This window comes from Sulfitobacter alexandrii (assembly GCF_001886735.1).
GTDB classification, from domain to species: domain Bacteria; phylum Pseudomonadota; class Alphaproteobacteria; order Rhodobacterales; family Rhodobacteraceae; genus Sulfitobacter; species Sulfitobacter alexandrii.
Genome location: NZ_CP018076.1, coordinates 68,191 through 94,209 on the forward strand (window position 1 = coordinate 68,191; position 26,019 = coordinate 94,209).

General features: G+C 63.7%; 25 protein-coding genes. 18 read left to right on the top strand and 7 right to left on the bottom strand.

Annotated elements, in window-relative coordinates:
* The first annotated feature begins 65 nt into the window (after positions 1-65).
* The 9 genes from BOO69_RS00330 to BOO69_RS00370 all read left to right on the top strand — a co-directional run bounded on the left by BOO69_RS00330 (position 66) and on the right by BOO69_RS00370 (position 11,572).
* Complete coding sequence (locus tag BOO69_RS00330) at positions 66-506, top strand: GFA family protein (RefSeq protein ID WP_071969261.1); 441 nt, start codon at positions 66-68, stop codon at positions 504-506.
* On the top strand, positions 499-915 hold the full coding sequence (locus tag BOO69_RS00335) for a GFA family protein (RefSeq protein ID WP_071969263.1): 417 nt from the start codon (positions 499-501) through the stop codon (positions 913-915). Before BOO69_RS00330 ends, BOO69_RS00335 begins: the two co-directional genes overlap by 8 nt.
* Positions 915-1,583, top strand: a complete 669-nt coding sequence (locus tag BOO69_RS00340; RefSeq protein ID WP_071969265.1) for a hypothetical protein — start codon at positions 915-917, stop codon at positions 1,581-1,583. The genes BOO69_RS00335 and BOO69_RS00340 overlap by 1 nt, the downstream gene beginning before the upstream one ends.
* A gap of 14 nt (positions 1,584-1,597) precedes the next feature.
* On the top strand, positions 1,598-6,127 hold the full coding sequence (gltB, locus tag BOO69_RS00345) for a glutamate synthase large subunit (protein WP_071969267.1): 4,530 nt from the start codon (positions 1,598-1,600) through the stop codon (positions 6,125-6,127).
* A 117-nt stretch (positions 6,128-6,244) separates the two neighbouring features.
* On the top strand, positions 6,245-6,946 hold the full coding sequence (locus BOO69_RS00350; RefSeq protein WP_071973563.1) for an SGNH/GDSL hydrolase family protein: 702 nt from the start codon (positions 6,245-6,247) through the stop codon (positions 6,944-6,946).
* A gap of 19 nt (positions 6,947-6,965) precedes the next feature.
* Entirely contained in the window at positions 6,966-7,697 is a 732-nt protein-coding gene (mtgA, locus tag BOO69_RS00355) for a monofunctional biosynthetic peptidoglycan transglycosylase (protein WP_071969269.1), read from the top strand.
* Between the two features lie 58 nt (positions 7,698-7,755).
* Positions 7,756-8,421, top strand: coding sequence for an FtsZ-binding protein FzlA (gene fzlA, locus BOO69_RS00360; protein WP_071969271.1), 666 nt, complete (start codon positions 7,756-7,758; stop codon positions 8,419-8,421).
* Between the two features lie 55 nt (positions 8,422-8,476).
* Positions 8,477-9,502 (top strand): tRNA epoxyqueuosine(34) reductase QueG, encoded by a 1,026-nt coding sequence (queG, locus tag BOO69_RS00365; RefSeq protein ID WP_071969272.1) that lies wholly within the window; start codon positions 8,477-8,479, stop codon positions 9,500-9,502.
* Between the two features lie 63 nt (positions 9,503-9,565).
* Positions 9,566-11,572: a hydantoinase/oxoprolinase N-terminal domain-containing protein gene (locus BOO69_RS00370; protein WP_071969274.1), complete on the top strand. Its 2,007-nt coding sequence runs from the start codon at positions 9,566-9,568 to the stop codon at positions 11,570-11,572.
* 377 nt (positions 11,573-11,949) lie between these two features.
* Here the strand turns inward: BOO69_RS00370 and msrA are convergent, their stop codons facing one another.
* Positions 11,950-12,459 (bottom strand): peptide-methionine (S)-S-oxide reductase MsrA, encoded by a 510-nt coding sequence (msrA, locus tag BOO69_RS00375; protein WP_071969276.1) that lies wholly within the window; start codon positions 12,457-12,459, stop codon positions 11,950-11,952.
* The gene (msrB, locus tag BOO69_RS00380; protein WP_071969278.1) at positions 12,456-12,899 is read right to left on the bottom strand and encodes a peptide-methionine (R)-S-oxide reductase MsrB; all 444 of its coding nucleotides are present in this window, start codon (positions 12,897-12,899) and stop codon (positions 12,456-12,458) included. The genes msrA and msrB overlap by 4 nt, the downstream gene beginning before the upstream one ends.
* 132 nt (positions 12,900-13,031) lie before the next feature.
* On the opposite strand from msrB, the gene BOO69_RS00385 reads away from it, so the two are divergent.
* Together BOO69_RS00385 and BOO69_RS00390 are read left to right on the top strand one after the other, a co-directional pair.
* A complete protein-coding gene (locus BOO69_RS00385; RefSeq protein WP_156874830.1) occupies positions 13,032-13,544 on the top strand; it encodes a glutathione peroxidase in 513 nt (170 codons plus the stop codon).
* A 28-nt stretch (positions 13,545-13,572) separates the two neighbouring features.
* The gene (locus tag BOO69_RS00390) at positions 13,573-14,199 is read left to right on the top strand and encodes a class I SAM-dependent DNA methyltransferase (protein ID WP_083545411.1); all 627 of its coding nucleotides are present in this window, start codon (positions 13,573-13,575) and stop codon (positions 14,197-14,199) included.
* Here BOO69_RS00390 and BOO69_RS00395 read toward each other — a convergent pair.
* The 4 genes from BOO69_RS00395 to BOO69_RS00410 all read right to left on the bottom strand — a co-directional run bounded on the left by BOO69_RS00395 (position 14,196) and on the right by BOO69_RS00410 (position 17,250).
* The gene (locus BOO69_RS00395; protein ID WP_071969284.1) at positions 14,196-15,449 is read right to left on the bottom strand and encodes a glycosyltransferase family 4 protein; all 1,254 of its coding nucleotides are present in this window, start codon (positions 15,447-15,449) and stop codon (positions 14,196-14,198) included. The two genes, BOO69_RS00390 and BOO69_RS00395, sit on opposite strands and share 4 nt — an antisense overlap.
* Before the next feature lie 106 nt (positions 15,450-15,555).
* A complete protein-coding gene (locus tag BOO69_RS00400) occupies positions 15,556-15,999 on the bottom strand; it encodes a DUF1810 domain-containing protein (RefSeq protein WP_071969286.1) in 444 nt (147 codons plus the stop codon).
* A complete protein-coding gene (locus BOO69_RS00405) occupies positions 15,989-16,744 on the bottom strand; it encodes a class II aldolase and adducin N-terminal domain-containing protein (RefSeq protein WP_071969288.1) in 756 nt (251 codons plus the stop codon). The genes BOO69_RS00400 and BOO69_RS00405 overlap by 11 nt, the downstream gene beginning before the upstream one ends.
* 83 nt (positions 16,745-16,827) lie before the next feature.
* Positions 16,828-17,250, bottom strand: a complete 423-nt coding sequence (locus BOO69_RS00410; RefSeq protein WP_071969290.1) for a VOC family protein — start codon at positions 17,248-17,250, stop codon at positions 16,828-16,830.
* A 136-nt stretch (positions 17,251-17,386) separates the two neighbouring features.
* Here BOO69_RS00410 and ade point away from each other — a divergent pair, with 136 nt between their 5' ends.
* From ade to BOO69_RS00435, 5 genes are all read left to right on the top strand, one after another.
* The gene (gene ade / locus BOO69_RS00415) at positions 17,387-19,183 is read left to right on the top strand and encodes an adenine deaminase (RefSeq protein WP_071973564.1); all 1,797 of its coding nucleotides are present in this window, start codon (positions 17,387-17,389) and stop codon (positions 19,181-19,183) included.
* Positions 19,184-19,249: 66 nt separating this feature from the next.
* A complete protein-coding gene (locus BOO69_RS00420; RefSeq protein WP_071969292.1) occupies positions 19,250-20,710 on the top strand; it encodes an AMP nucleosidase in 1,461 nt (486 codons plus the stop codon).
* A 128-nt stretch (positions 20,711-20,838) separates the two neighbouring features.
* Positions 20,839-21,129, top strand: coding sequence for an HU family DNA-binding protein (locus BOO69_RS00425; protein WP_071969294.1), 291 nt, complete (start codon positions 20,839-20,841; stop codon positions 21,127-21,129).
* Positions 21,130-21,263: 134 nt separating this feature from the next.
* A complete protein-coding gene (locus BOO69_RS00430; RefSeq protein ID WP_071969296.1) occupies positions 21,264-22,133 on the top strand; it encodes a DMT family transporter in 870 nt (289 codons plus the stop codon).
* A 70-nt stretch (positions 22,134-22,203) separates the two neighbouring features.
* Positions 22,204-23,199 carry a GlxA family transcriptional regulator gene (locus BOO69_RS00435; RefSeq protein ID WP_071969299.1) on the top strand — a complete coding sequence of 332 codons (996 nt, stop codon included), beginning with the start codon at positions 22,204-22,206 and terminating at the stop codon, positions 23,197-23,199.
* A gap of 5 nt (positions 23,200-23,204) precedes the next feature.
* Here BOO69_RS00435 and BOO69_RS00440 read toward each other — a convergent pair whose 3' ends face one another.
* Positions 23,205-24,323, bottom strand: coding sequence for a polysaccharide biosynthesis/export family protein (locus BOO69_RS00440; RefSeq protein WP_156874831.1), 1,119 nt, complete (start codon positions 24,321-24,323; stop codon positions 23,205-23,207).
* A gap of 170 nt (positions 24,324-24,493) precedes the next feature.
* On the opposite strand from BOO69_RS00440, the gene BOO69_RS00445 reads away from it, so the two are divergent.
* Positions 24,494-25,348 carry an NAD-dependent epimerase/dehydratase family protein gene (locus BOO69_RS00445; RefSeq protein ID WP_071969303.1) on the top strand — a complete coding sequence of 285 codons (855 nt, stop codon included), beginning with the start codon at positions 24,494-24,496 and terminating at the stop codon, positions 25,346-25,348.
* Positions 25,349-25,358: 10 nt separating this feature from the next.
* Entirely contained in the window at positions 25,359-25,994 is a 636-nt protein-coding gene (locus tag BOO69_RS00450) for a sugar transferase (RefSeq protein WP_071969305.1), read from the top strand.
* Positions 25,995-26,019: the final 25 nt, after the last annotated feature.

Below are 26,019 nucleotides of genomic sequence, written 5' to 3' on the forward strand. Positions count from 1 at the left end.
GCGCCCGTCGCGGAACGCCGCGGTGGCAGGACGGAATGTCCTGACGCGGGAAAGGGAGACGGAGAATGCCGAACGATGTGATCGAAGGGCGGTGCCTGTGCGGCGCGGTGCACATCACCGTCACCGACCCGGCAGGATGGATCGGGGTTTGCCACTGTGGCATGTGCCGTCGGTGGAGCGGATCGGTCTTTGCCTGCTTTGGTGCCGCACCCGCCACGGTCGACATTACCGGCCCGGTCGCCGTGCACCAGTCTTCGAACCTGTCGGAGCGTGCGTTCTGCGCGACCTGCGGTTCGCACCTGTGGATGCGCGACCTCCAGGACGGGGCCGACTACGACCTGATGCCGGGGCTGTTCGAAGCCACGAAAGACTGGCCCCTGCGAAGCGAGATCTACTGCGACGAGGCACCGGCCGCCTTCAGCCTTGCAGGCGATCACCCCAAGGCGACGGCGGAACAGTACCGCCGCAAACATCCCCAAGCAGCAAGGGTGGCCGGAGATGCCTGAGATCAGCGGTCAATGCCTTTGCGGTGCCGTCCAGGTGACGGCGCAGACGGAAAACCCGATCCTGCGGGCGTGCCATTGCGACATGTGCCGCCGGCATACGTCCGGTGCGTTCTTCTCGATCGAAACCGTGCCGGGCAGCATTGTCGTTTCCGGCGACGCGACCACCTACCGATCGTCGGAATGGGCACAACGCGGCTTCTGCGGAATCTGCGGGTCGACCCTGTGGTACGAAACGCTGGAAGACGGCCGTCGCAACCTCGCGGCGGGTCTTTTCCCCGATGGTGGCGGAGCGCCTTTGCAGATGGAATTCTTCGCCGACATGTGCCCGCAGGGCTATCGGCTGGCGGGTGACCATACCCGGCTAGGAACGCGGGAAACCATTGCCATGTTCACCGGAGGTGATGACTGATGCGCGCGGCTATCCTGGCTTTGCTGGCAGGTCCGGTCGCGGCGGGCACGTTCACCCCGCCCCAGGGCTGCACGGCGTTCCTGACAGTTCAGAACCGAGGCTGCATCGTGGAACACCTTTGGACCTGCACCGCCGATGGGCCCGGTCTTCAGTGGCGCGGCGAGATCGATCAGCGGGGTCTGGTCTACGTCGGTCAGATCGATGTTGAAGCGCAGTGGGTTCAGTCTTTCTTCCTGACCAGCGGCGACCGAGAGGCGCTGATCAGCCCGGCGCCGGATCCGGCAAGCTTCAGCACCCTGCTGCAATCCGGTCTCGATACCTATGACTTCAGCCTCGATACGGGCGAAGGTCCGCACCGTGTCGTCGGTTTCGACCGGATCGCGGAGCGTGACGTCGTGATCGACGGCGAGCGGTTGCATCGCACCGAGTATTCCATCCGCAAGACCGATGCCGACGGCGAACTCATCTACGAGGCAGAAGGCTCCGAATACGTGTCCGAAACGCACGGGCGCTTCTTCTCGGGGACGGGCGACGTCACCCGGCCCGACACGACCTTTTCCTACGACAGCCGGCCTGTCGATTTCATCTATCCCGGGCAGGGCGGTTTCCTGTCCGACACTCCCCTTTACGGCTGTGACGCCCTGGCGGCCGGCTACGTGACCGAATGAAAGGATCCGATACAATGATCTACGACGAAAAATGGGCCGAGGACATGGCCGCGAAGCGGGCCTACCTGGCAGAGCACGGTCTGTATGACGAGTCCCAGGAACATTCCTCCTGCGGGGTTGGCCTGGTGGTCAACATCGACGGGTCCAAGTCACGTGCCGTGGTCGAAAACGGGATCAAGGCGCTCAAGGCGATCTGGCATCGTGGCGCCGTGGATGCGGACGGCAAGACAGGCGACGGTGCCGGCATCCACGTCCAGATTCCGGTTCCCTTCTTCTACGATCAGGTCCGGCGTACCGGCCACACCCCGCGCGAGGACGAGCTGATCGCCGTTGGCCAAGTATTCCTGCCGCGCACGAACTTCGGCGCACAGGAGACTTGCCGAACCATCGTCGAGGCCGAAGTGCTGCGCATGGGGCACTACATCTACGGTTGGCGGCATGTGCCGGTGGACATTTCCGTCCTCGGCGAGAAGGCGAACGCAACCCGCCCGGAGATCGAGCAGATCCTGATCTCCAACGCCAAGGGCGTGGACGAGGAAACCTTCGAACGCGAGCTCTACGTGATCCGCCGCCGCGTGGAAAAAGCGGTGATCGCCGCGCAGGTGCCCAACTTCTATATCGCCTCCATGTCCTGCCGGAGCATCATCTACAAGGGCATGATGCTGGCCGAGCAGGTGGCGGAATTCTATCCCGACCTCAAGGATGAGCGCTTCATCAGTGCCTTTGCCATTTACCACCAGCGCTACTCCACCAACACCTTCCCGCAATGGTGGTTGGCGCAGCCGTTCCGCATGCTTGCCCACAACGGCGAGATCAACACCCTCAAGGGCAACCTCAACTGGCTGAAGAGCCACGAGATCCGGATGGCCTCTGCCACGTTCGGAGAGATGGCGGATGACATCAAGCCGATCGTCGCCGCGGGATCGAGCGACAGCGCGGCGCTGGATTCGGTGTTTGAAGTGCTGGTGCGCGCGGGACGGTCTGCGCCGATGGCCAAGACCATGCTGGTTCCGGAAAGCTGGTCCAAGCAGGCCGTCGAACTGCCGCAGGCGTGGCGCGACATGTATTCCTACTGCAACTCCGTTATGGAACCCTGGGATGGTCCCGCGGCCCTCGCGATGACCGATGGCCGCTGGGTCTGTGCCGGTTTGGACCGGAACGGCCTGCGCCCGATGCGCTACGTGGTGACGGGTGACGGCATGCTGATCGCAGGGTCGGAGGCGGGGATGGTGCCGCTTGATGAATCCAACGTGGTCCGCAAGGGTGCGCTGGGCCCCGGCCAGCTGATCTCGGTCGACATGAAGAAGGGCAAGCTCTACGGCGACTCCCAGATCAAGGACAAGCTCGCCGCGGCGCTGCCTTTCGGTGAATGGGTCGGCAAGATCGCGGAGCTGGACGAACATCTGGCCGAGGTCACCGAAAAGCCGGTATTCACGGGGAACGAACTGCGTCGCCGGCAGGTGGCTGCGGGATATTCCATCGAAGATCTGGAGCAGATTCTCGCCCCGATGGCCGAGGACGGCAAGGAGGCGCTGGCGTCGATGGGCGACGACACGCCGTCTGCCGTGCTGTCGAACCAGTATCGGCCGCTGAGCCATTTCTTCCGGCAGAATTTCAGCCAGGTGACCAACCCGCCGATCGACTCCTTGCGCGAATACCGGGTGATGAGCCTCAAGACACGGTTCGGGAACCTCAAGAACGTGCTGGACGAGGACAGCAGCCAGACCGAGATCCTCGTGCTGGACAGTCCGTTTGTCGGCAATGCCCAGTTCGATGCGCTGTGCACCCACTTCAACGCGGACGTGGTCACCATCGATTGCTCGTTCGCCCCGGGTGAAGGATCGCTGAGCGCCGGGCTCAAGCGCATTCGTGCCGAAGCCGAAGACGCCGTGCGTTCGGGCGCAGGGCACCTTGTGCTGACCGATCACCTCAGTGGCAAGGACAAGGTCGCGATGCCGATGATCCTGGCGACATCGGCCGTGCACAGCCATCTGACCCGCAAGGGCCTGCGGACCTTTACCTCGCTCAACGTGCGGTCGGCGGAATGCGTCGACCCGCATTACTTTGCGGTTCTCATCGGCTGCGGCGCGACCGTGGTCAACGCCTACCTTGCCGAAGACTCCATCGCCGACCGGATCGACCGGGGCCTTCTGGACATGTCTCTCACCTCGGCGATCGCCCGTTACCGCACCGCCATCGACCAGGGTCTGCTCAAGATCATGGCCAAGATGGGGATCAGCGTCGTCTCATCCTACCGCGGCGGCCTGAACTTCGAGGCGGTGGGCCTGTCCCGGGCGATGTGCGCAGAGTATTTTCCGGGCATGACCAGCCGCATCAGCGGGATCGGCGTGACCGGAATCCAGCGAAAGGCGGAAGAGGTCCACTCGAAGGGATGGCAGGGTGACGGTACCGTGCTGCCCATCGGCGGCTTCTACAAGGCGCGCAAGTCGGGCGAGACCCACGCGTGGGAAGCGTCGTCGATGCATATGCTGCAGATGGCCTGCAACCGGGCATCCTATCAGCTCTGGCAGCAGTATTCTGCCAAGATGAAGTCCAACCCTCCGATCCATCTGCGAGACCTTCTGGACATCAAGCCGCTGGGCAAGCCTGTTCCGCTGGAAGAGGTCGAGAGCATCACGAGCATCCGCAAGCGGTTCGTGACGCCCGGCATGTCGCTGGGTGCGCTCAGCCCCGAAGCGCACAAGACCCTCAACGTTGCCATGAACCGGATCGGCGCCAAGTCGGATTCGGGCGAGGGCGGCGAGGATCCGGCGCATTTCACGCCGGAACCGAACGGTGACAACCCGTCGGCCAAGATCAAGCAGGTCGCGTCCGGCCGCTTCGGTGTCACGGCGGAGTACCTGAACCAGTGCGAAGAGCTGGAGATCAAGGTGGCGCAGGGGGCCAAGCCCGGCGAGGGTGGCCAGCTGCCCGGCATGAAGGTGACCAAGCTGATCGCGCGCCTGCGGCATTCGACGCCGGGCGTGACGCTGATCAGCCCGCCGCCGCACCACGACATCTATTCGATCGAGGATCTGGCGCAGCTGATCTACGACCTCAAGCAGATCAACCCGCGCTGCAAGGTGACGGTCAAGCTGGTCGCTTCCTCTGGCGTGGGCACCATCGCGGCGGGCGTGGCCAAGGCCAAGGCCGACATCATCCTGATCTCGGGGCATAACGGCGGCACCGGTGCCAGCCCTGCGACGTCGATCAAATACGCGGGCCTGCCCTGGGAAATGGGCCTGACCGAGGCGCACCAGGTCTTGTCGATGAACAACCTGCGCGACCGCGTGACGCTGCGCACCGACGGCGGGCTGCGGACCGGGCGCGATATCGTCATGGCCGCCATGATGGGGGCCGAGGAATACGGCATCGGTACTGCCGCGCTGATCGCCATGGGCTGCATCATGGTGCGTCAGTGCCAGTCCAACACCTGCCCCGTGGGCGTGTGCACGCAGGACGAATCCCTACGCGCCCGCTTCAGCGGCAACGCGGACAAGGTTGTTAACCTCATCACCTTCTATGCACAGGAAGTGCGCGAGATCCTCGCAGGTCTCGGCGCGCGCAGCCTGGACGAGGTGATCGGCCGGGCCGACCTGCTGGCGCAGGTCAGCCGTGGATCGGCGCACCTTGACGATCTTGACCTGAACCCGCTTCTCATCGCGGTGGATGGCGCCAACGACAACGTCTACGATCGCGACAAGCCACGTCAGCCGGTGTTGGATACGCTGGATGCGCAGATCGTCCGCGACGCCGCGCGCTTCCTCGAGGACGGCGAGAAGATGCAGCTGTCCTACGCGGTGCAGAACACGCACCGTACCGTCGGCACGCGGATTTCGAGCCACATCATCAAGAAATTCGGGATGCGCAATGCGCTGCAGGCCGATCACCTCACGGTCAAGCTGACAGGCTCTGCCGGTCAATCGCTGGGGGCCTTCGCGGCGAAGGGTCTGAAACTGGAAGTGTCGGGCGACGCGAACGATTACGTCGGCAAGGGGCTTTCCGGCGGGACCATCGTCGTCCGGCCGAACATGGCCAGCCCGATCACGGCGACGGAGAACACGATCATCGGCAACACCGTACTCTACGGTGCGACATCGGGTTTCCTGTTCGCAGCCGGACGCGCCGGGGAGCGCTTCGCCGTTCGAAACTCCGGTGCCCATGTGGTCATCGAAGGCTGTGGCAGCAACGGGTGCGAGTACATGACAGGTGGTGTGGCCGTGATCCTGGGGGATATCGGTGCAAACTTCGGGGCCGGGATGACCGGCGGGATGGCCTATCTCTATAATCCCGAAAACACCGCGCAGGTGTTGATGAACAAGGAAACCATCGTCACCTGCCCCGTGACCGTCGATCATTGGCTGGATGAACTCAAGGAACTTCTCCAGAGGCACCACGAGGAAACCCAAAGCCGCATGGCCGAGGAAATCCTCCAGCACTGGGACGCGGAGAAGCACAACTTCCTCCAGGTCTGCCCCAAGGAAATGCTGCCGCATCTCGCGGCGCCTCTTGGCCTGGACGAGGCGGCGGTTCCTGCGGAGTGATCTTGAAAGCCGGCGTGCGCCCTGCCTAAAGGGGGCGCACGCCGATGCGCGCCACGTCCGGCCGCAATTCGGTCGGCGGCAGCTTTCCTTTTGCGGCCGACCGCCTACTTCCGCGTCATGATACCGCGATTTATCCCGCTTTTCCTTGTCGTCGCCGCGTTTCTGGGCGCCTGTACCGACCCGGCCCCGCGCGGGGGCGGAGACATACTCGTGATGGGCGATTCCGTCATGGCATGGAACGGGACCAGCGATGCCGCGATCCCGGACGGCATTGCCGAGGCGTTGGGGCGTCGTGTTGTCAGCAAGGCGATACCGGGCGCGCAGTTCGACAACGACTCGGGCATCGCAGGGGCGGTCGGCTTTGACATCCGCCGGCAGTTTCCCGGCGGACGCTGGAACTGGATCGTGCTGAACGGAGGCGCCAACGACCTCGGCTCGGACTGCGGTTGCGGCGCCTGCGGTTCCGTCGTTGACGGGCTGATCGGACCCGATGCGCAAACCGGCTCGATCCCCGCCTTCGTGGATCGCCTGCAGTGGGAAACAGGCGCGCGGATCCTCTGGATGGGATACTACAAGGGCAACGGCAAGGGGTCGTTTCAGGGCTGCCGGAATGATCTGGTGGAGATGGAAGCGCGTATCGCGCGTTTTGCACAGACCCGGCCCGATGTCTTCTTCGTCGACTCCGAAGACGTGATCGACCCGACAGAACCCGGCATGTTCGCTGCCGACGACACGCACCCGTCGCCGCGCGCGTCGAAGATGATCGGAAGTTACCTCGCGCGGCAGATCGCGCAAGCGGGGCGTTCACAAAAGCCCTGAGCCGCCCTATAGCTTGGGGATGGCCCGCACATCCAAATCCACGTTGAAAAAGACGACGTCGAAACCGCCGGTCCGGCGCTCTTTCCGGCGGCGGATGGCCCGGCTGGCGCTGCGCGGCGTCTCGGCCGCGTTCATTCTCGTGGTGTTCGTGGTGGTGCTGGGCGCGGTCATCAACCCGCCAACGACAGCCTACATGTTTTCCGAGAGCCGCCGGCTGGGTGGCGTGCAGCAGACCTGGGTTCCAATTGACCGCATCGCACCGGTGATGGCCCGCGCCGCGGTTGCGGCCGAAGACGCGAACTTCTGCCAGCATTGGGGATTCGACATGATCGCCATTCGGAAGGCGATCGCAGAAGGGTCGAACCGCGGGGCGTCAACGATCAGCCAGCAAACGGTCAAGAACGTCTACCTCTGGCATGGCCGGACGTGGGTCCGGAAGGCGCTCGAAGCGTTGATCACACCGGTGGTGGAAACGATCTGGTCGAAGCGTCGCATCATCGAGGTCTACCTGAACATCGCCGAGTTCGACGAAGGGGTCTTCGGCGTGGAGGCCGCGGCACGCCATTACTTCGGAGTGTCGGCCGCGGACCTGTCCGCGACGCAGGCGTCGCGTCTCGCAGCGATCCTGCCGTCGCCCAAGGACCGATCCGCGTCGCGCCCCAGCACCTTTGTGGCAAAGCGGGCCAGACAAGTGCGCGACGGGGCGGCGACGATCCGCAACGACGGGCGCGCCGCCTGTTTCGAGAGTTGAAACCCGCCGGGATAAGGGGCATGGATGGCCCTACTTCGTCCCATTTCGAAAGCTGACTATGGCCCGCCTGTTTCATGTCCCGCTATCGCCTTTCTGCCGCAAGGTGCGCCTGAGCCTCGCGGAAAAGAAGATCGAGGTGGAACTGGTCGAGGAACGCTACTGGGAGCAGGACGCCGATTTCATGCGGCGCAATCCAGCCGGAAAGGTGCCTGTGCTGCGCCTCGACGGTATCATGATGGCTGAAAGTTCGGCGATCTGCGAGTACATCGAGGAAACCCGCCCGGAACCGCCGCTGCTGCCGCGGGATCCCGCGGAGCGGCTGGAGGTGCGCCGCCTCGTGGGCTGGTTCGACGACAAGTTCCACCGCGAGGTGACGTCGAAACTGCTTTACGAACGGGTGAACAAGAAGGTGATGAAGCAGGGCTATCCGGACAGTTCCAACGTCAAGGCCGGCGCGAAGGCGATCAAATATCACCTCGATTACATGGCCTGGTTGCTGGACCACCGGCGCTGGCTGGCGGGAGACGTCATGACCCTGGCGGATTTTGCCGCCGCCGCGCATCTTTCGTCCCTCGATTATATCTCGGACGTGGACTGGAACCGCAGTGACGTGGTCAAGGACTGGTATGCCAAGATCAAGTCGCGCCCCGCGTTCCGGGCCTTGCTGGCAGATCAGGTGCCCGGCTTTCCGCCGCCCAAACACTACAACAACCTTGATTTCTGAAGCCGCTCCCGGTGGCTGATCGCAGTCCGGCAGCGCAGGACAAGAAAGGCCGTGCATGGAACTGAAGGCCAGGCTGGTGGCAGAGGCGCTGCGCGAGGGGTTCGTGGCGGCACGCGTCTGCAAGCCCGGCGCGGTGCCCGAGGTGGCCGACCGGCTGACCGCCTTTGTCCAGGCGGGATACCATGGTCAGATGGGCTGGATGGCCGACCGGATGCACTGGCGCGGCAACCCCGCGGCGCTTTGGCCCGAGGCGCGGTCGGTTCTCATGCTGGCCGAAAGCTATACCCCCGAAACGGATCCGTTGGCGGTGCTCGACCGGCCCGAAAAGGGGGCGATTTCGGTCTATGCGCAGGGACGCGATTACCATGACATTGTCAAGAAGCGGCTCAAGCGGTTGGCCCGCTGGCTGATCGCGGAAGGCGGCGGCGAGGTGAAGGTTTTCGTGGATACCGCGCCGGTTCCGGAAAAGGCGCTCGCACAGGCGTCGGGGCTCGGCTGGCAGGGCAAGCACACCAATCTGCTCAGCCGGGACTGGGGAAACTGGGCATTTCTCGGGTCCATCTTCACCACGCTAGACCTGCCTGCTGACCCGGCGGAGAGCGAGCACTGCGGTTCGTGCCGCAAGTGTCTGGACATCTGTCCGACAGACGCCTTTCCGGCGCCGTTCCAGCTGGATGCGCGGCGCTGCATTTCCTACCTCACGATCGAGCACAAGGGTCCGGTTGCCGAAGATCTGCGTGAGCTGATGGGAAACCGGATCTACGGCTGCGACGATTGTCTCGCGATCTGCCCGTGGAACAAGTTCGCCGTCGCCGCCAGCGACCTGCGGTATCACGGGCCGGCGGCGCGGGCCGCCGATCTCGCGGAGCTTGCCGAACTGGACGATGCCGCCTTTCGCCAACGCTACGCGGGTTCGGCGATCAAGCGGATCGGGCGGGACCGGTTCGTGCGCAACGTGCTTTACGCGATGGGAAATTCGGGCCTGCCCAGGCTCAGGCCCGTGGCGCAGCGCCTGTGCGAAGATCCCGATCCCACCGTGGCGGATGCAGCGCGCTGGGCCGTGGCGCGTCTGCCGGCCTGACGAAGGGGATGGACCCCGCCGCACGAGGCGCTACACCGATCTGGCAACAAAGCGGAGACGGATATGGCCTTGCTGTTGGGCGTGGATACGGGCGGAACCTACACGGACGCGGTGCTCATCCGCGATGACGAAACGGTCATCGCCTCTGCGAAATCGCTGACCACCCGCCATGACCTCGCCGAGGGGATCGGCGCCGCCGTGCAGGCCGTGTTGACCTCTGCCGGTGTGTCGCCGTCGGAGATCTCGCTGGCGTCGCTGTCGACCACCCTGGCCACGAATGCGCTGGTCGAAGGGCAGGGCGGGCGCGTGGCGTTGATCTACATCGGGTTCCGTGAGCGCGACCTGGAGGCCCATGGCCTGTCCGAGGCGCTGAAAGGCGATCCCGCCATCGTCCTGGGCGGTGGTCATGACCATTCGGGTTCCGAGGTGCGCCCGCTGGACGAGGCGGGTTTGATCGCGTTTCTCGAACAGCACGGGCGCGATGTCAGCGGTTTTGCCGTCGCTGCACAGTTCGCTACCCGCAACCCCGCGCATGAGTTGCGCGCGGCGCAACTGGTGGCACAGATCACCGAACGGCCCGTGTCCGCCTCACATCAGCTTTCGGCCAAGCTGAACGGCCCCCGCCGGGCGATGACGGCGGTGCTGAACGCCCGGCTGATCGGGATGATAGACCGGCTGATCGGCCGGGCCGAAGATCGGCTTCAGGAACTCGGGATCACGTCACCGATGATGGTGGTGCGTGGAGACGGCGCGCTGATTTCAAGCCAGCAGGCCCGCGAGCGTCCCATCGAAACGATCCTGAGCGGCCCTGCCGCGTCGATCGTCGGGGCGCGCTGGATGACGGGGGCGGAACTTGCGCTTGTCAGTGATATCGGAGGCACCACCACGGATGTCGCCCTGCTGCGTGGTGGGCGCCCCATGATCGACCCGGCCGGCGCGCGGGTGGGTCCATATCGCACCATGGTCGAGGCGGTCTCGATGCGGACCACCGGTCTGGGCGGCGACAGCGAAGTCCATTTCATTTCGGAAGGACTGCGCGGCGGTGTCACATTGGGCCCCCGGCGCCTGCTGCCGGTGTCGCTGTTGGCAGTCGAAGCACCCGGGATCGTGCACGAGGCCCTCGAGACGCAGTTGCGGTCGGTGACCCCGGGCGAACACGATGGTCGCTTCGTGCGCGCCGTGCCCGGCCAGCCCGCCGAAGGTCTTGGCCCGCGCGAGGCCGCGCTGCTGGACCGCATCGGGGGCGGCGTGCACCCGCTGGGCGATGTCCTGCGGGCCCGGATCGAGCAGGGCGCGCTGAAACGCCTGGTGGAACGCGGGCTGGTGCAGATCGCCGGTGTGACGCCATCGGATGCAAGTCACGTGCTGGGCCGCGTGTTGGAATGGGACGGCAGCGCCGCGCGCAAGGCTTTGCTGCTTTTCGGGCGCAGGCGGACTGGCGCGGGCAATGTCCTGTCCAACAACGCGGAAGACGTGGCGCAGATGATCGTCGACCAGCTGACCCACCAGACCTGCCTCGCGCTTCTGGAAACCGCCTTCGACGAGGAAGAAAGGCCTTTCGACATCGCGCCCGACGTGCTGGCCCGGCACGTTCTGATGCAGCGCGGCCTGCAGGGGCATCAGGGATTGGTGCGCCTGCGGACGGGCCTTGATGCGCCGGTGATCGGGTTGGGTGCTTCCGCTGCCAGCTACTATCCCGCGGTGGGCGACAGGTTGGGTTGCGAGATGATCCTGCCCGAGCACGCCGGTGTCGCAAATGCCATCGGTGCGGTCGTGGGGCGGGTGACAATGCGCCAAAGCGGGACGGTCACGGCACCAAGCGAAGGCCGGTACCGCGTGCATCTGCCAGACGGACCGCAAGACTTCACGGATCAGGCAGACGCGCTGGACCTTCTCGAAGCTGCCCTTCGCGAACAGGCGATGGCGGATGCCCTGGCAGCAGGCGCGGTAGACATCCAGATCCGCGTGGACCGCGACATCCGGACCGCAGGGGTCGAAGCGCGGGAGGTTTTCATCGAAGCGGTCATTACAGTCGAGGCCGCAGGCCGACCGCGCGTGGCGGAAGGTTGACCGCCTGCGTCGTGGGTACGTGTTAATAAAACTTAACAAATAGTTAATTCAGCGTAGGGTTGTGGTCTGACTTCATTCATTGAATTGGAAAAACCATGCGATTGATTACCTGCTGCCTTTTGATGGCCGGTCTCTTTGCCTCGGGCCCTGTTGCGGCCCGCTTGCCTGCCGTTGTTGCCGCTTCCTCCGGCGAAGCGGTGATGCATAGCGGCGGCTGCCGCAAGTCGTCGCCTCCGGGCCAGTGCTGCCATGCCGGATCGAAGCCGCTGCATTGTCATTGATTCTTCCGGCATGAAATCAGGAATGCCCGCCCCTTTCGCAGGGACGGGCATTCTACGTCTTTCTGAACCAGTTCGGTTGTCGACCGGAGGCTGCCGTTACTCTGCAGCTTCCCGCTTGGGCAGAACCCAGTCGGCGCGGGGGAAGTGGCAGGTGTAGCCGTTCGGGATGCGTTCGAGGTAGTCCTGATGCTCCGGTTCGGCTTCCCAGAAATCGCCGACCGGCTCCACCTCCGTCACGACCTTGCCGGGCCAGAGGCCGGATGCTTCCACATCGGCGATCGTGTCCAGTGCCGTGTTTTTCTGCGCTTCATCGACATAGTAGATCGCCGAGCGATAGCTCATCCCGCGGTCGTTGCCCTGCCGGTTCAGCGTGGTGGGGTCGTGGATCTGGAAGAAGAATTCCAGAAGCTCGCGGTACGACGTCTTCTCGGGGTCGAAGATGATCTCGATACCTTCGGCATGGGTGCCATGATTGCGGTAGGTCGCGTTCGGGACATCCCCGCCGGTATAGCCCACGCGGGTCGATACCACGCCGGGGCGCTTGCGGATCAGATCCTGCATGCCCCAGAAACATCCACCTGCCAGTACTGCGCGTTCGTTGCTCATGCTACGTCCTCCACCTGATCTATGTAGTCGCCGTATCCTTCCGCCTCCATGTCGTCGCGATGCACAAAGCGCAGCGAGGCCGAGTTGATGCAGTATCGCAATCCGCCGCGGTCGGCCGGGCCATCGGGAAAGACATGGCCCAGATGGCTGTCGCCGTGCTTTGACCTGACTTCGGTGCGCACCATGCCAAGCGAGGCGTCGCGATGCTCCGTCACGTTGTCGATGGGTTTGGTAAAGCTGGGCCAGCCGCAGCCGCTCTCGTACTTGTCGGCGCTCGCGAACAGCGGTTCGCCCGATACGATATCGACGTAGATGCCGGGTTCCTTGTTGTTCAGGAGCTTGCCGGTACCCGGACGCTCCGTTCCGCTTTCCTGCGTGACATAATATTCTTCCGGGCTAAGTCCCGCGATGACATCGGGGTTCTTGGTGTAGGTTGACATGCAATCCCTCCGTGAAACTCTCGTGTCATTACATGGTGTTTTTGCGCTGGAATGAAAGGGCCGGCTTTCCGGTGCAACTCAATGTGATCCGGCACCGTGCATGCGGTGACTTTTCTTTGGAGGAGAATGAAGATGCGGTGGGTTCTGGCATTGCTGCTGAGTGTCACGATGGCGCAGGCCGCGCCGCGCGATGTCGTGTTTACCAACATAGACGGGGGCGAGCATCGGTTGAGCCAATGGGCCGGGCAGCCGGTCCTTGTTGTCAATACGGCCTCGCAATGCGGCTATACCGGCCAGTACAGCGGCCTTCAGGCGCTTTACGACCGGTACAGGGCGCGGGGCCTCGTGGTGCTGGCCGTGCCGTCCGACGACTTCAATCAGGAATTGGGGAGCGCGGACGAGGTGAAGGAATTCTGCGAGGTGACCTTTGGTCTCGACCTGCCGATGACCGACATCACGGCCGTACGCGGCACCAAGGCGCATCCGTTCTACCGGGCCGTCAAGGCCGAGACGGGTTTCGAACCGGGCTGGAACTTCAACAAGATACTGATCGGCCCGGACGGTCGGGTGGTCGGCACCTGGGGTGCGCCGGTAAAGCCGGAATCGGCGGCCATTGTCGGCGCGATTGAGCCATTGCTGAACTGACGCTAGGCTGTCGCGAAAAGGAGAGACCATGACCGATCCCGATCTCGACAAGGCCTATGCGCTTCAGACGCCGGATGACAACCGCAGGCTCTATGCCGACTGGGCAAAGAGCTACGACACCGGATTCGCCGCCGACATGGATTACCAGTTGCCACGTCTCGTGGCGCTGTTGCTGGCTGAGATCTATCAGGGGCCGGGTCCGGTCCTGGACCTGGGGGCGGGAACCGGCCTGATCGCGGACAACATGCTGATGCGCGGCAGCTTCGACATCGATGCGTTGGATATCTCGCCGGAGATGCTTGCGACGGCGACGGCCAAGGGACACTACCGGCGGACCATCGAAGCGGATCTGACCAGACCGCTGGACATCGCGGATGGCACCTATGACGCGGTCGTAAGCTCGGGAACCTTCACGCATGGGCACGTGGGGCCGGACGCACTGGATGAAGTGATCCGGATCGCGCGTTCCGGCGCGCTGTTCGTGCTGACCATCAACGCGGAGCATTTCGAGACGCGGGGCTTTGCCGCCAAGTTCGAGGAACTCGCCCCGAAGATCGGGGATCTGGAGCATCGGTCCGTGAACATCTACGGCGGCAAAGCGACGGCGGACCACCGGGACGACCAGGCGGATATCGCCATATTCCGCAAGCGTTAGGCCGGCATCTGGATCCGCTTGTCTGCCGGAACCAGCTTGTTGATCTGCGAGATATGCTCGGGCAGGCACCGGGTCAGGAAATCGTATTCCCTCACCACGTGATCGCGCGCCGCCTTTCCGATATGGGCGAAATCCTGCGGTCTTGCCAGAACCTCCACCGCCTGCGCCGCCAGCGCCTCGGGATCGAAGAAGTCCACCAGCAATCCGGTTTCGCCATGTGTGATCGCCTCGCGTACGGGCGCGACGTCAGAGGCGACGATGGTCGCGCCCATCGACATGGATTCCAGCAGTGACCACGAAAGCACGAAGGGCATGGTCAGGTAGATGTGACACCGGCTGAGCTGGATCATCTTCTTGTACTGCGGGTAGGGAATGTTGCCCAGAAAATGCACGCGGTCCCAGTCGATATTCCTGCCGACCTCGGCTTCCATCTCGGCACGCAGTCCGCCGGGGTGCCTGCTCTTGCCGCCGTAGGACACCTCGTTGCCGCCGACGATCAGCACCCGTGCCTCGGGGCGTTCGCGCAGGATGTGCGGCAGCGCCCGCATGAAGATGTGAAAGCCCCTGGTCCGTTCCAGGTTCCGCGAGACATAGGTCAGCACCTCGTCCTCGCGGGTCAGTTCACGGTCGAGGCGCCCCAGGCCGAGGCTGACGTCCGGGTTCGGGAGCAGCTTGTCGGTGCGAATGCCGTCGTGACAGACATACATCCTGTCATGAAAGCTGCGCGGGAAACGGTCGCGCTGCCAGTAGGTGGGGCAATGGCCCATGTCGACGGTTTCGATGTTCGCCAACGGCACGGCGTTGCGCGCCTGCATGAGGAACGGGGCATGGTCCGACACCGGTTCTTCCGGGTCGAATCCGACGGATCCGCCGGTGATGTTGTAGTAGTATTCGAAGAAGCCGATAATCGGCACGTCCGCCCAGATCTGCTTGAAAAAGGTGAGCTCCCCCCAGCCCACGTGCCCGATGACGATATCGGGCCTGAACCCTTCCTGCACCTCGAGGCGCTTTGCCGCCACGGCAGCGCCAAAGCCGGCGCCGACGGCTTCCTCCCAGACACGGGACAGGCCATATGCATCCTTGGCGGGGGTCCGGTGGGTCTCGTACTTTCTCGTCTCCACGCCCGGCAGGGTAGGCGCGTTCTTGCGCTGGGTCAGGAAGTAGATCCGGTGCTGTCCGGTCGCGGCGAGCCACTGGACCAGTTCACGGTACTGACCCGGCATGTTCTGATGGACGAAGAGGATGTTCATGGGCGGGCCCCGTCAGCGCGAATTTGCGGCAAATAACCAAAGCGGGGCGGGCTTGGCAACGCTTCTGGACTAGGGCCCCGGCCCGCACCGGCCGGTGGCCGTTCCTTCACAGCAGGTCGAGCGTGCGTTGTGCAGGCTTGCCGTCAAAAAACACTTCCAGCACGCGATCGAACGGGGTGGGGTCGTCCGCGGCGCGGGCGAAAAGGGTGGCGCAGTTGTGCAGCTTGTAGGCATCCGTCTTGCCCAGAATGGCGGCTGCCGTCTTGTCGTCATGCGCCGCGATCAGGTCCATGCATCGGGTCAGGCGCGGTCCAAGCGTCTCGTGAGCAAGGTATTCGCGGGTTTCCTGCACGTCGCGCAGCGCAAAGAAAAGCGCAGTCGGCGACTCACCGACACCCTCGAGCACGGGAAACACGAACCACATCCAATGGGATATCTTCCGGCCGTCCTGAAGCTCCGCCATGACGGAGTCCCAGATCGCATCCTGCGCGTCGGTGAAGTGGTCGAACTCGTCTTCGTCGTCTTCCCAGTTCTCCGGTTCAGGCGGCATAGTCTGACCCTTCCGTGTCGAGAATCGCCTTGAGCTCGGCAAGGTGGCGGGCATCCTGTTCGGGGTAGGTCTCGAGCTCGCGCGCGGTCTTTTCCGCAACGTCGTCCGGAATGCGGCGCAGCGGCATCCCCGTCTGCAACGCCTTGATGTAGGTTTCCGCCGCGCGCTCGAAATAATAGAGGCGATTGAAAGTCTCGGCCACGGTATCGCCGATGACCATGACACCGTGCGATCCCATCACCATGACCTTGTGTTTCGGATCGCTCAGAAGGGCGGCGCAGCGGTCCCCTTCGTCCTCGAAGGCAAGGCCGCCATAGTTCTCGTCGATGACGATGCGGTCGTAGAACGTGCAGCAGTTCTGGTCGATCGGTGGCAGGCGGCTGTCCTGAAGGCAGGCCAGCACCGTCGCGTGGATGGAATGGACATGCATCACGCAACGGGCGTGGGCGCAGGCCCGATGCACGCCGCCGTGCAATCCCCATGCCGTCGGATCCGGCGCGTCCGGACCCTCGAGCGTTTCGGGATCGTTCGCGTCGATCAGCAGCAGGTCGCTCGCCTTGATCCGGGAGAAATGAACCTGGTTCGGGTTCATCAGGAACTGCGTGCCGGTATCGTTGACGGCGAGGGAGAAGTGGTTCGCCACGCCCTCATGCATGTTCAGTCTTGCCGTCCAGCGAAAGGCGGCGGCGAGATCCACGCGTTCGGGCCAGTGGTTCATGTTGGGTTTGATCTGGGCGATGGTCATGATGCGGCTCCTTTGATGTGACACTAGACGATGACGCCGATAATCCAAGGGGCCGACCGGAACGTTCTGTCCTGACACGCCGCTCAGGTCAGGGGGCGGCTGGGCACCCAGGCATATCCATTCTCGCAAAGCAGGTAGGCTTCGCGCAGGCCATGTGGCTTGTCGGCCGGCGCCTGCAGGATGGTGACGCCCATGGCCACAGCCCTGCGACAGGCAGTGTCGGGGTCGGTGTCATAGAGCCTGATCTCGATCCCCGCACCGCGCGGCGGGTTTTCGGGCAGCAAGGCCAGAAGGGGGTTCGCATGGTAGGTCCCGTCGACATGCAGCTGGAACACATGTTCACCGTAGGTGATGATCGCGAAATCCGCAGTCGGTTGAAACGCCCGCATTCCAAACACGTCTTCGAGGAAGGCGACCTGCCGCGGCACGTCGCGCACGAGAAGGTTCAGGCCCATGCCCCTGAGTGACGCGCCGAACGCTTCGGGTGTTGTGTCTTCGTAGTTCATGGTGTCCCGGTTGCTTTGCGCCGACAGCCTAGATGCCGCATCAACATTCGTCCATCGCCGCAGCGCGGGCCGGCGGGGCCCAAAGAAAGGCGGTGCAACCCCTTGCACGCCTGCGCGTTTCTTGATCCATTATGCCATGACGCAAGATACATTCCCTTCATGGCCCGAAAGTGCCGCGCGGCTGGTCGATGTCGCCGCCGGCCGTTCCCCCGCAGACATGATCGTCACCGGGGGCATCTGGGTCAACGTCCACACCCGCGAGACCCTGCCGGATAACGACATCGCCATCGTCGCGGGGCGGATCGCCTTTGTCGGACCGGATGCCAGCCACTGCCGGGGCGATGAGACCGAGATCATCGAGGCGCGCGGTCGACACATGATCCCGGGGCTGTGCGACGCACACATGCACATCGAATCCGGCATGCTGACCCCGGCGGAATTCGCCCGCGCCGTGATCCCCCATGGCACCACGTCGATGTTCACCGACCCGCACGAGATCGCGAATGTGCTGGGGCTGGAGGGCGTGCGGATGATGCACGACGAGGCGCTGATGCAGCCGGTGAACATCTTCACCCAGATGCCCTCCTGCGCGCCGTCGGCACCCGGGATGGAAACGACGGGGTTCGAAATCAGCGCCGACGACGTGGCGGAGGCCATGACCTGGCCCGGCATCATCGGCCTGGGCGAGATGATGAATTTCCCCGGTGTGTCGAACGGCGATCCCCAGATGCTGGCAGAGATCGCGGCGACCCAGCGGTCCGGCAAGACGGTGGGGGGGCACTATGCCTCGCCCGATCTCGGCCATGCCTTTGCCGCCTATGTCGCGGGCGGGCCTGCGGACGACCACGAGGGCACCTGCGAGGCGGATGCGATCGCCAGGATGCGCCAGGGCATGCGCAGCATGATCCGGCTGGGCAGCGCCTGGTACGACGTCGAAAGCCAGATCACCGCGATCACGGAAAAGGGTCTGGATCCGCGGAACATGATCCTGTGCACCGACGATTGTCATTCGGGCACGCTGGTGAACGAAGGGCACATGAATCGCGTGGTGCGGCATGCCATCGATTGCGGCTGCGACCCGCTGGTCGCCCTTCAGATGGCGACGATCAACACCGCCACCCATTTCGGGCTGGAGCGCGAGATCGGCTCGCTCACGCCGGGGCGGCGGGCGGACATGATCCTGTCATCCGACCTCGCCGCGCTGCCGATCGAGGTCGTAATCGCGCGCGGGCGTGTCGTGGCGCAAGACGGCGTCTGTCTGGCGAATTGTCCCCACTATGACTGGCCCGACCGGGCGCGCGAGACCGTCAGGATGGCCCGCGACCTGAAGGCCGACGACTTTGCCGTGCCCGCGCCCGAGGGTGCCAACGGGGTGACCGCGAATGTCATCGGCGTGGTGGAGAACCAGGCGCCCACCAAGGCGCTGCAATTCGAACTGCCCGTCACGGAAGGCCGCGTTCAGGCCACGGGCGAGGTCTGCCAGATTGCATTGGTTGAACGGCACCGGGGAACTGGCGGAGTGGTGAACGCCTTTGTCTCCGGCTTCGGCTACGAGGGCCGCATGGCGATGGCGTCGACCGTTGCACATGACAGCCATCACATGATCGTGGTCGGTACCGATGCCGAGCAGATGGCACTGGCCGCGAACCGTCTGCGGGCGGTCGGCGGCGGGATCGTCATTTTCCGCGATGGGCAGGAACTGGCGCTGGTCGAATTGCCCATAGCCGGACTGATGTCGGACAGCCCCGCGGCAGATGTCGCGGCAGCGACCCAACAGATGATGCACGCCATGCGCGACTGCGGCTGCACCATCAACAACGCTTACATGCAGCATTCGCTGCTGGCACTGGTCGTGATCCCCGAACTGCGGATCTCCGACCTTGGCCTCGTCGATGTGCGCACATTCCAGTTCACCGATGTGATCGTGTCGTAACATTGACCCCCTATCACATTCAGAACCGTGGGCAGGACCGCCCCAAAAACAAAAGAAGGAACCGATATGAAATTAAACACGCCTGACACCCCGAAAGCCGAGAGTTTTACGGACGCCACCGCCGCGGTGGACCGTCTGACCGCGCTGTACGATCAGGCCACGTCATTCCTGCGCGACAGCTTTGAAAACGTGACGACCGCGTCGGACGACGGAACACGCATCCGGGCCTATTATCCCGAGGTCCGCTTTACCACGTCCAGCCATGCACATGTGGACAGCCGCCTGTCGTTCGGGCATGTCTCCTCTCCGGGCACGTTTTCCGCGACCATCACCCGGCCCGACCTGTTCCGGAACTACCTTATCCAGCAGATCGGTCTGCTGATCGAGAACCACGACCAGCCGGTCGTGATCGGCACCTCCGACACGCCGATCCCGATCCATTTCGCGGTGACCACCGAAACGGCGGTCAATCTGCCGCAGGAAGGGGCAGGCAGCTTTGTCCTGCGCGATATCTTCGATGTGCCGGATCTGAGCACGACGAACGACGATATCGTCAACGGCACCTTCATGGCCACCGACGGGGTGCGGCCGCTGGCGCCCTTCACCGCGCAGCGGGTCGATTATTCGCTGGCGCGGCTTGCGCATTACACCGCCACGGACCCCGAGCATTTCCAGTTCCACGTCATGTTCACCAATTACCAGTTCTACGTGACCGAATTCGAAGCCTTCGCGCGCGCGCAGCTCAGAGACCCCGACAGTGGCTATACCTCGTTCGTCAGCACCGGGAATGTCGAGATCACGGATGGCGACACGCCAATTCCGGACACGATCAAGACGCCGCAGATGCCGACCTATCACCTCAAGCGCGCTGACGGATCGGGCATCACACTGGTGAACATCGGCGTCGGCCCGTCCAACGCCAAGACGGCGACCGATCATATCGCGGTCCTGCGGCCCCACGCCTGGCTGATGGTGGGGCATTGCGCGGGGTTGCGGAACACCCAGGCCCTGGGCGACTTCGTACTCGCCCATGCCTATCTTCGGGAAGATCACGTGCTGGACGACGACCTTCCGATCTGGGTGCCGATCCCGGCCCTGGCGGAGATCCAGATCGCGCTGGAAAAGGCCGTTGCGGAGGTGACCCAGCTGGAAGGCTATGAGCTCAAGCGCATCATGCGGACGGGGACGGTCGCGACCATCGACAACCGGAACTGGGAACTGCGCGACCAGTCCGGACCGGTACAGCGGCTGAGCCAGTCACGGTCCATCGCGCTGGACATGGAAAGCGCCACGATCGCCGCCAACGGCTACCGTTTTCGCGTCCCCTACGGCACGCTTCTGTGCGTCTCCGACAAGCCGCTGCATGGCGAGTTGAAGCTGCCCGGCATGGCGTCCGACTTCTACAAGACGCAGGTTTCGCGACATCTGATGATCGGGATTCGAGCCATGGAGCGCCTGCGCAGCACGCCGCTGGAGCGCATCCACAGCCGGAAATTGCGGTCTTTCGACGAAACCGCCTTTCTCTGAAGGCAAAAAACCGCGAAAAAGCGAAGAAAATAAGGAAAATCGGGCTACAACGCGTTGTGTTGTGCCACAACATGCCGTTACATTCCGCACACAGGCCCCAGATACGGGCAGTCTAAGGAGATAAGAACATGGCAACCAAACCAATGACAAAGACTCAGCTTGTCGCTGCCCTGGCGGAAGAGATGGGTTCTGACAAGAAATCTGCAAGCGCTGCGCTGGAAGCAGTCTGCGACCTGATCACCAAGGAAGTGTCCGCAGGCGGCGCCGTGACCCTGCCCGGCGTGGGCAAGATCTACTGCCGCGAGCGTCCCGAGCGTATGGTTCGTAATCCGGCGACCGGCGAACAGTTCAAGAAGGACGCGGACAAGGTGGTCAAGATGACCATTGCCAAGGCGCTGAAGGACAGCGTGAACGGCTAAGCCATTCCGACTTTCAATTCAGTCGAGGCCGCCTTTCGGGGCGGCCTTTCTCGTTTACCACGGAGCGGGGCGCAGGGCTTGTAGGTCGGCGCGATCCGATAGATGGTCGGCGGCAAACGGAGGCAGGTCAGGACATGGATATTCGCGCAATTCTGGCGGGCTTGGTTTTTGTGATCATGTGGTCTTCGGCCTTCACCTCGGCCCGGATCATCGTGGAGTATGCGTCGCCCTTGTGGGCCCTGTCGCTTCGCTACCTGATCTCGGGCCTGCTCGGCGTCGCCATCGCACGCGCGCTGGGTCAGACATTCCGGCTGACCCCTGCGCAATGGCGCGCGACGATCATCTTCGGTGTCCTTCAGAATGCGCTCTACCTGGGACTGAATTTCGTTGCCATGCAGACGATCGAGGCATCGCTGGCGGCCATCATCGCGTCGACCATGCCCCTGCTGGTCGGCTTCGCCGCCTGGGCCTTCATGGGCGAACGCCTGCGACCGCTGGGGATGGCAGGACTGCTGGCCGGTGTTGTCGGGGTCTTCATCATCATGAGCGCGCGACTGAACGGCGGCGTGGATCCGACCGGGGTGCTTCTTTGCGGGCTGGGCGTGATGGCGTTGACAGCGGCGACACTGCTGGTCCGCGGCGCCACGTCGGGGGGCAACTTCCTCATGATCGTGGGATTGCAGATGCTAGCTGGCTGCGCAGCGCTCGCACTGGCAGCGCTGCTTTTCGAGACTCCGCGCTTTGAACCCAGCTGGCAACTTCTGTTTGCGTTTACGTATACCTGCCTCGTTCCGGGCCTTGCCGCGACCATGATCTGGTTCTGGCTGGTCAACCGACTCGGGGCCACGCGCGCGGCGACCTTCCACTTTCTCAATCCGTTTTTCGGGGTGGCGATCGCGGCACTTCTGCTGGCCGAACCACTGGGGGCGCGCGACCTGATCGGTGTGGTGATCGTGGCGCTGGGCATTCTCGCGGTACAAATTTCGAGGCAAAAAAAGACATAAGTGTCGCAAGCGGCATCCCCCGTCGCGGAAATCGACGTGCGCGAGGCGGGTCGCGGAGCAAAATGCGGCCATGACCCACGATCCAGACTCTCCTCCCCGCTCCTATGCCTTTCTCTTGATACCCGGCTTTTCCACGTTGGGCTTTGCCTGCGCGCTGGACTGCCTGTCGCTTGCAAATCACCATCCGTCGGGACAGCGGTTCTACAGCTGGCGCCTGCTGTCGGAAACCGGCGGTCCGGTCGCAGCGTACAACGGCGTCGAGGTTCGGGTGGACGCGGGCCTTGCAGAACTGGACCGTCGCGAGACCCTGATCGTCTGCGCGGGCGAGAACGCGGGGGCGGGCAGCTCCCGCGCAGTTCTCGACTGGCTGCGGCGTCAGACCCGCAAGGGCATGGATTTTGGCGCGCTTTCGTCGGGAACCTATACATTGGCACTGGCCGGGCTGATCGGGGGCAGGCGGGTCACGACGCATTGGGAATATCGGACTGCCCTGGCAGAGCTTCTGCCGGACGTCATCATGCAAGACACCCTCTACGCGGTGGACGGACGTGTTTTCACCTCTGCGGGCGGCGCGGCTTCCATGGACATGATGCTGCACCGGGTCGAAGCGGACTACGGCGCTGATCTGGCAGCATGGGTCGCCGACCAGATGGTCTATTCGGTGCCGCGACCGGAAAGCCATACGCAGCGGCGGTCTTTGCAGCCAATGGCCGATGTCCGCAATCCAAAGCTGCAGCTTGCGATGCAGCTGATGGAAGCGAACCTGGAAGACCCGCTGCGCCCGGACGAGATCGCGGATCTGGTGAAATTGTCGAGCCGGCAATTGGAGAGGCTTTTCGCCCGCTACCTCAAGACTTCGCCCAAGCGGTACTACATGCAGCTGCGGCTCGAGAAGGCGCGCAACCTCTTACGCCAGACCGGGCTGAGCGTGACGGAGATCTGCGTGGCCTGCGGTTTCAGGTCGCTGTCGCATTTCTCGAAAAGCTACAGGGCGACGTTCGGCATACCGCCGGGCGCGCAGTCGACGGACGCAAAGGCGTTCTGGCGGCCCGGCGGGTCCGCCTGACCGGGTCAGTTCGACAGGTTGCCGGCGGCGCCCACCACGCCGAAGACGGATCCGACGAGACCGAGAATCGTGCGGGTATCGGTGAGATTGGTTTCCGTCGCGAGGACGAGATCGCCGGACTGGATCATGAAGTTTCTCGCCGAGAAAAGGCCGTCGGACGTCGTGAGGTCGATGGTAAAGACGACCCGCTGCATCCGGGGGCCGCGCACGCCGGCGCTGATCGCGGAAGGCGGATACTCGCGCAGGACAAGGATGCCCTGCGGATCGGCGCGGGTGTCGTTCACGCCCCCGATGATCGCCAGCGCGTCCAGCGCCGAAACCTGATCGCGGTTGAACGGATGCTGCGCTTCGCGGCCCGCTGCGCCCAGCGACAGGAAATACCGCCTGTCGTCTTCGATGATGACCTTGTCGCCGCCCTGAAGGCGTGTGTCGAGGTGCGGGTTCTCGTAGAGTCGGCTGACGGAGGTGGCATAGATGTTGCCACCCCGAACCAGCTTCACCTGCGGGTTTTGCATGCCGTTGCCCACGCCGCCTCCCGCGGATATCGCGCCTAGAACGGTGAAATTCTGGTCAGGCATCAGGATGTTGCCGGGATTCTTCACCCCACCCACGAGGTCGATTGAGTTGCTGCGCCCTTCTGCCATGGAAAGCTGGACCTGCGCCGATGGCACGATCGCCTCCATCTGGCGCTGAATCAGCAATCGGGCGCTTTCGGGGGTGCGGCCCGCAACCTGCACCTTGCCCACGTAGGGCACGAAGATCGCACCCGTTTCGGACACACGGATGTCGGGCAGGGTCGCGACCCGCTGTTCGCGCGACGTCAGGAGCGAGTTGTCTCCGCTGTCCCAGACGAGGATCGCCAATTCGTCGCCGGGCCGGATGATCTGGGCGATGGAACCGCGGGTGCTTCCGATCCAGCCGTGCCGCTGTTCGCCGACGCTGGGCCATTGCTGTACGCTGGGCAGGAAGGCACGGGTCACGGGATACACCGCGATGTCCGAGGTCGGCGCGTCGGCATTGCGCGTGATCTCGTTCTGGACGGCAGCGCCGCGTGGCAGCTGGGAACAGGCGGAAAGCGCAGTCACGAGGAGGATGCCGAGGCACCGTTTGACTGTCAGGCGCATGATTCTACTCTGCTCTCTCTTGCCGATCCCCTGGCAGGGGGTTCCCTGTCCCCATACGCAAAGGCGTTGCTATTGAAAAGCGCGGCGACATAAAAAATGGTCTCGGTAGGGAAACTATTTCATGCAGGATAGTGACTGCGTCATGCAGGTCAACGATTTCGGACGAAACGATGAAGCGTAGTGGCGTATTGCTGCTTGGGGCGGCAGGACGGCTGGGCAGGATGATCCGGGCGTTCTGGCCCGACAGCACGGACCTCGCGTGTCAGAGCCGCGCGCCCGGACCGGGCGTTGTCAGCTTCGATCCGCTGCACGACTCCGATAGGCTGGCAGCCGCCATGAGGGGTCGGCGCGCGGTCGTTTGCCTGTCCGGTGTCACGCCGGCCCATGCGGCTGCCACAGGCGACCCCTTCTCGCTCAACACCGATCTTGCGCTCGCCGCGCTGAATGCCGCCGCCGGGGCCGGGGTGCCGCGTCTGATGCTGGCGTCATCCGCGGCGGTCTATGGCGCGGCGGGCGGCCCCTTGGCCGAGGATATGTTATGCGCGCCCGTGTCGGACTATGGCCGGGCCAAGCTGCAGATGGAACAGGCCGCCGCAGCGCTGGCCAAGGACCGTGAGCAGCCCGTGACCATGTTACGTATCGGCAACGTCGCGGGTGCCGATGCCATCCTCGGCGGGTGGCGCGCCGACATGCGGCTGGACACCCTGCCGGACGGATCGACGCCCGAACGAAGCTATATCGGGCCCAAGACCCTTGCAGCCGTGGTTCACCGGCTGTGCCTTTTGGATGACCTGCCCGAAATCCTGAACGTGGCGGCGCCCGGGACGGTGGCGATGGGGGATCTGCTAGACGCCGCGGGTCTGCGCTGGTCGTCGAGGGCGGCCGGACCTGCAACCATCGGCAAAGTGCAACTGCAGACGAGGCGACTTGAAAATCTCGTGGAATTCGCGCCTAACGCGGGGACCGCGGAAAGTCTGGTCGCTGAATGGCGAGCGTACAGGGCGCGGACCGACGGACCCCAGTGAAGGCCAACTCATGACCTGGCGCAAGCGCATATTCGACCTGTTCTTCGCCTCGCTGCTGGTGGTGATCCTGGCACCCGTCCTGATCTGGCTGCTCGGCTGGTTGCTGATCAAGGAGGGGCGGCCCCTGTTCTTCGTGGCGGAACGGATGAAGGGGCTGGACCAGCCCTTCCACCTGTGGAAGCTCCGCACGATGACGGTCGTCGACCGCGATCAGGGGGTGTCGGGCGGCGACAAGTCATCGCGCATCACGCCCACGGGCGCCTGGCTGAGAGCAAAGCGGCTGGACGAGTTTCCGCAGCTCTGGAACATCCTGAAAGGGGACCTGAGTTTCGTCGGGCCCCGCCCGCCGCTGCGCGAATACGTGGAGAGGTTCCCCGAAATCTACGGCGAGGTTCTGAAATCCCGGCCCGGCGTGACCGGGCTGGCCACCATCCGCTTTCACAAGCACGAGGAGCGGCTGCTGGCCCGGTGCCAGACGGCGGCCGAGACCGACGACGTGTACTGCCGAATCTGTGTGCCGCGAAAAGCGCGACTCGATCTGATCTACCAGCGGAATCAGTCCACCTGTTACGACTTCGATCTGGTTTTCCAGACCATCGGTAACCTCTTCAGACGTCCGGATAGGCCGAAAATCGCCAAAAAATAGGGCGCTGTGCATTTTATGGTGCATT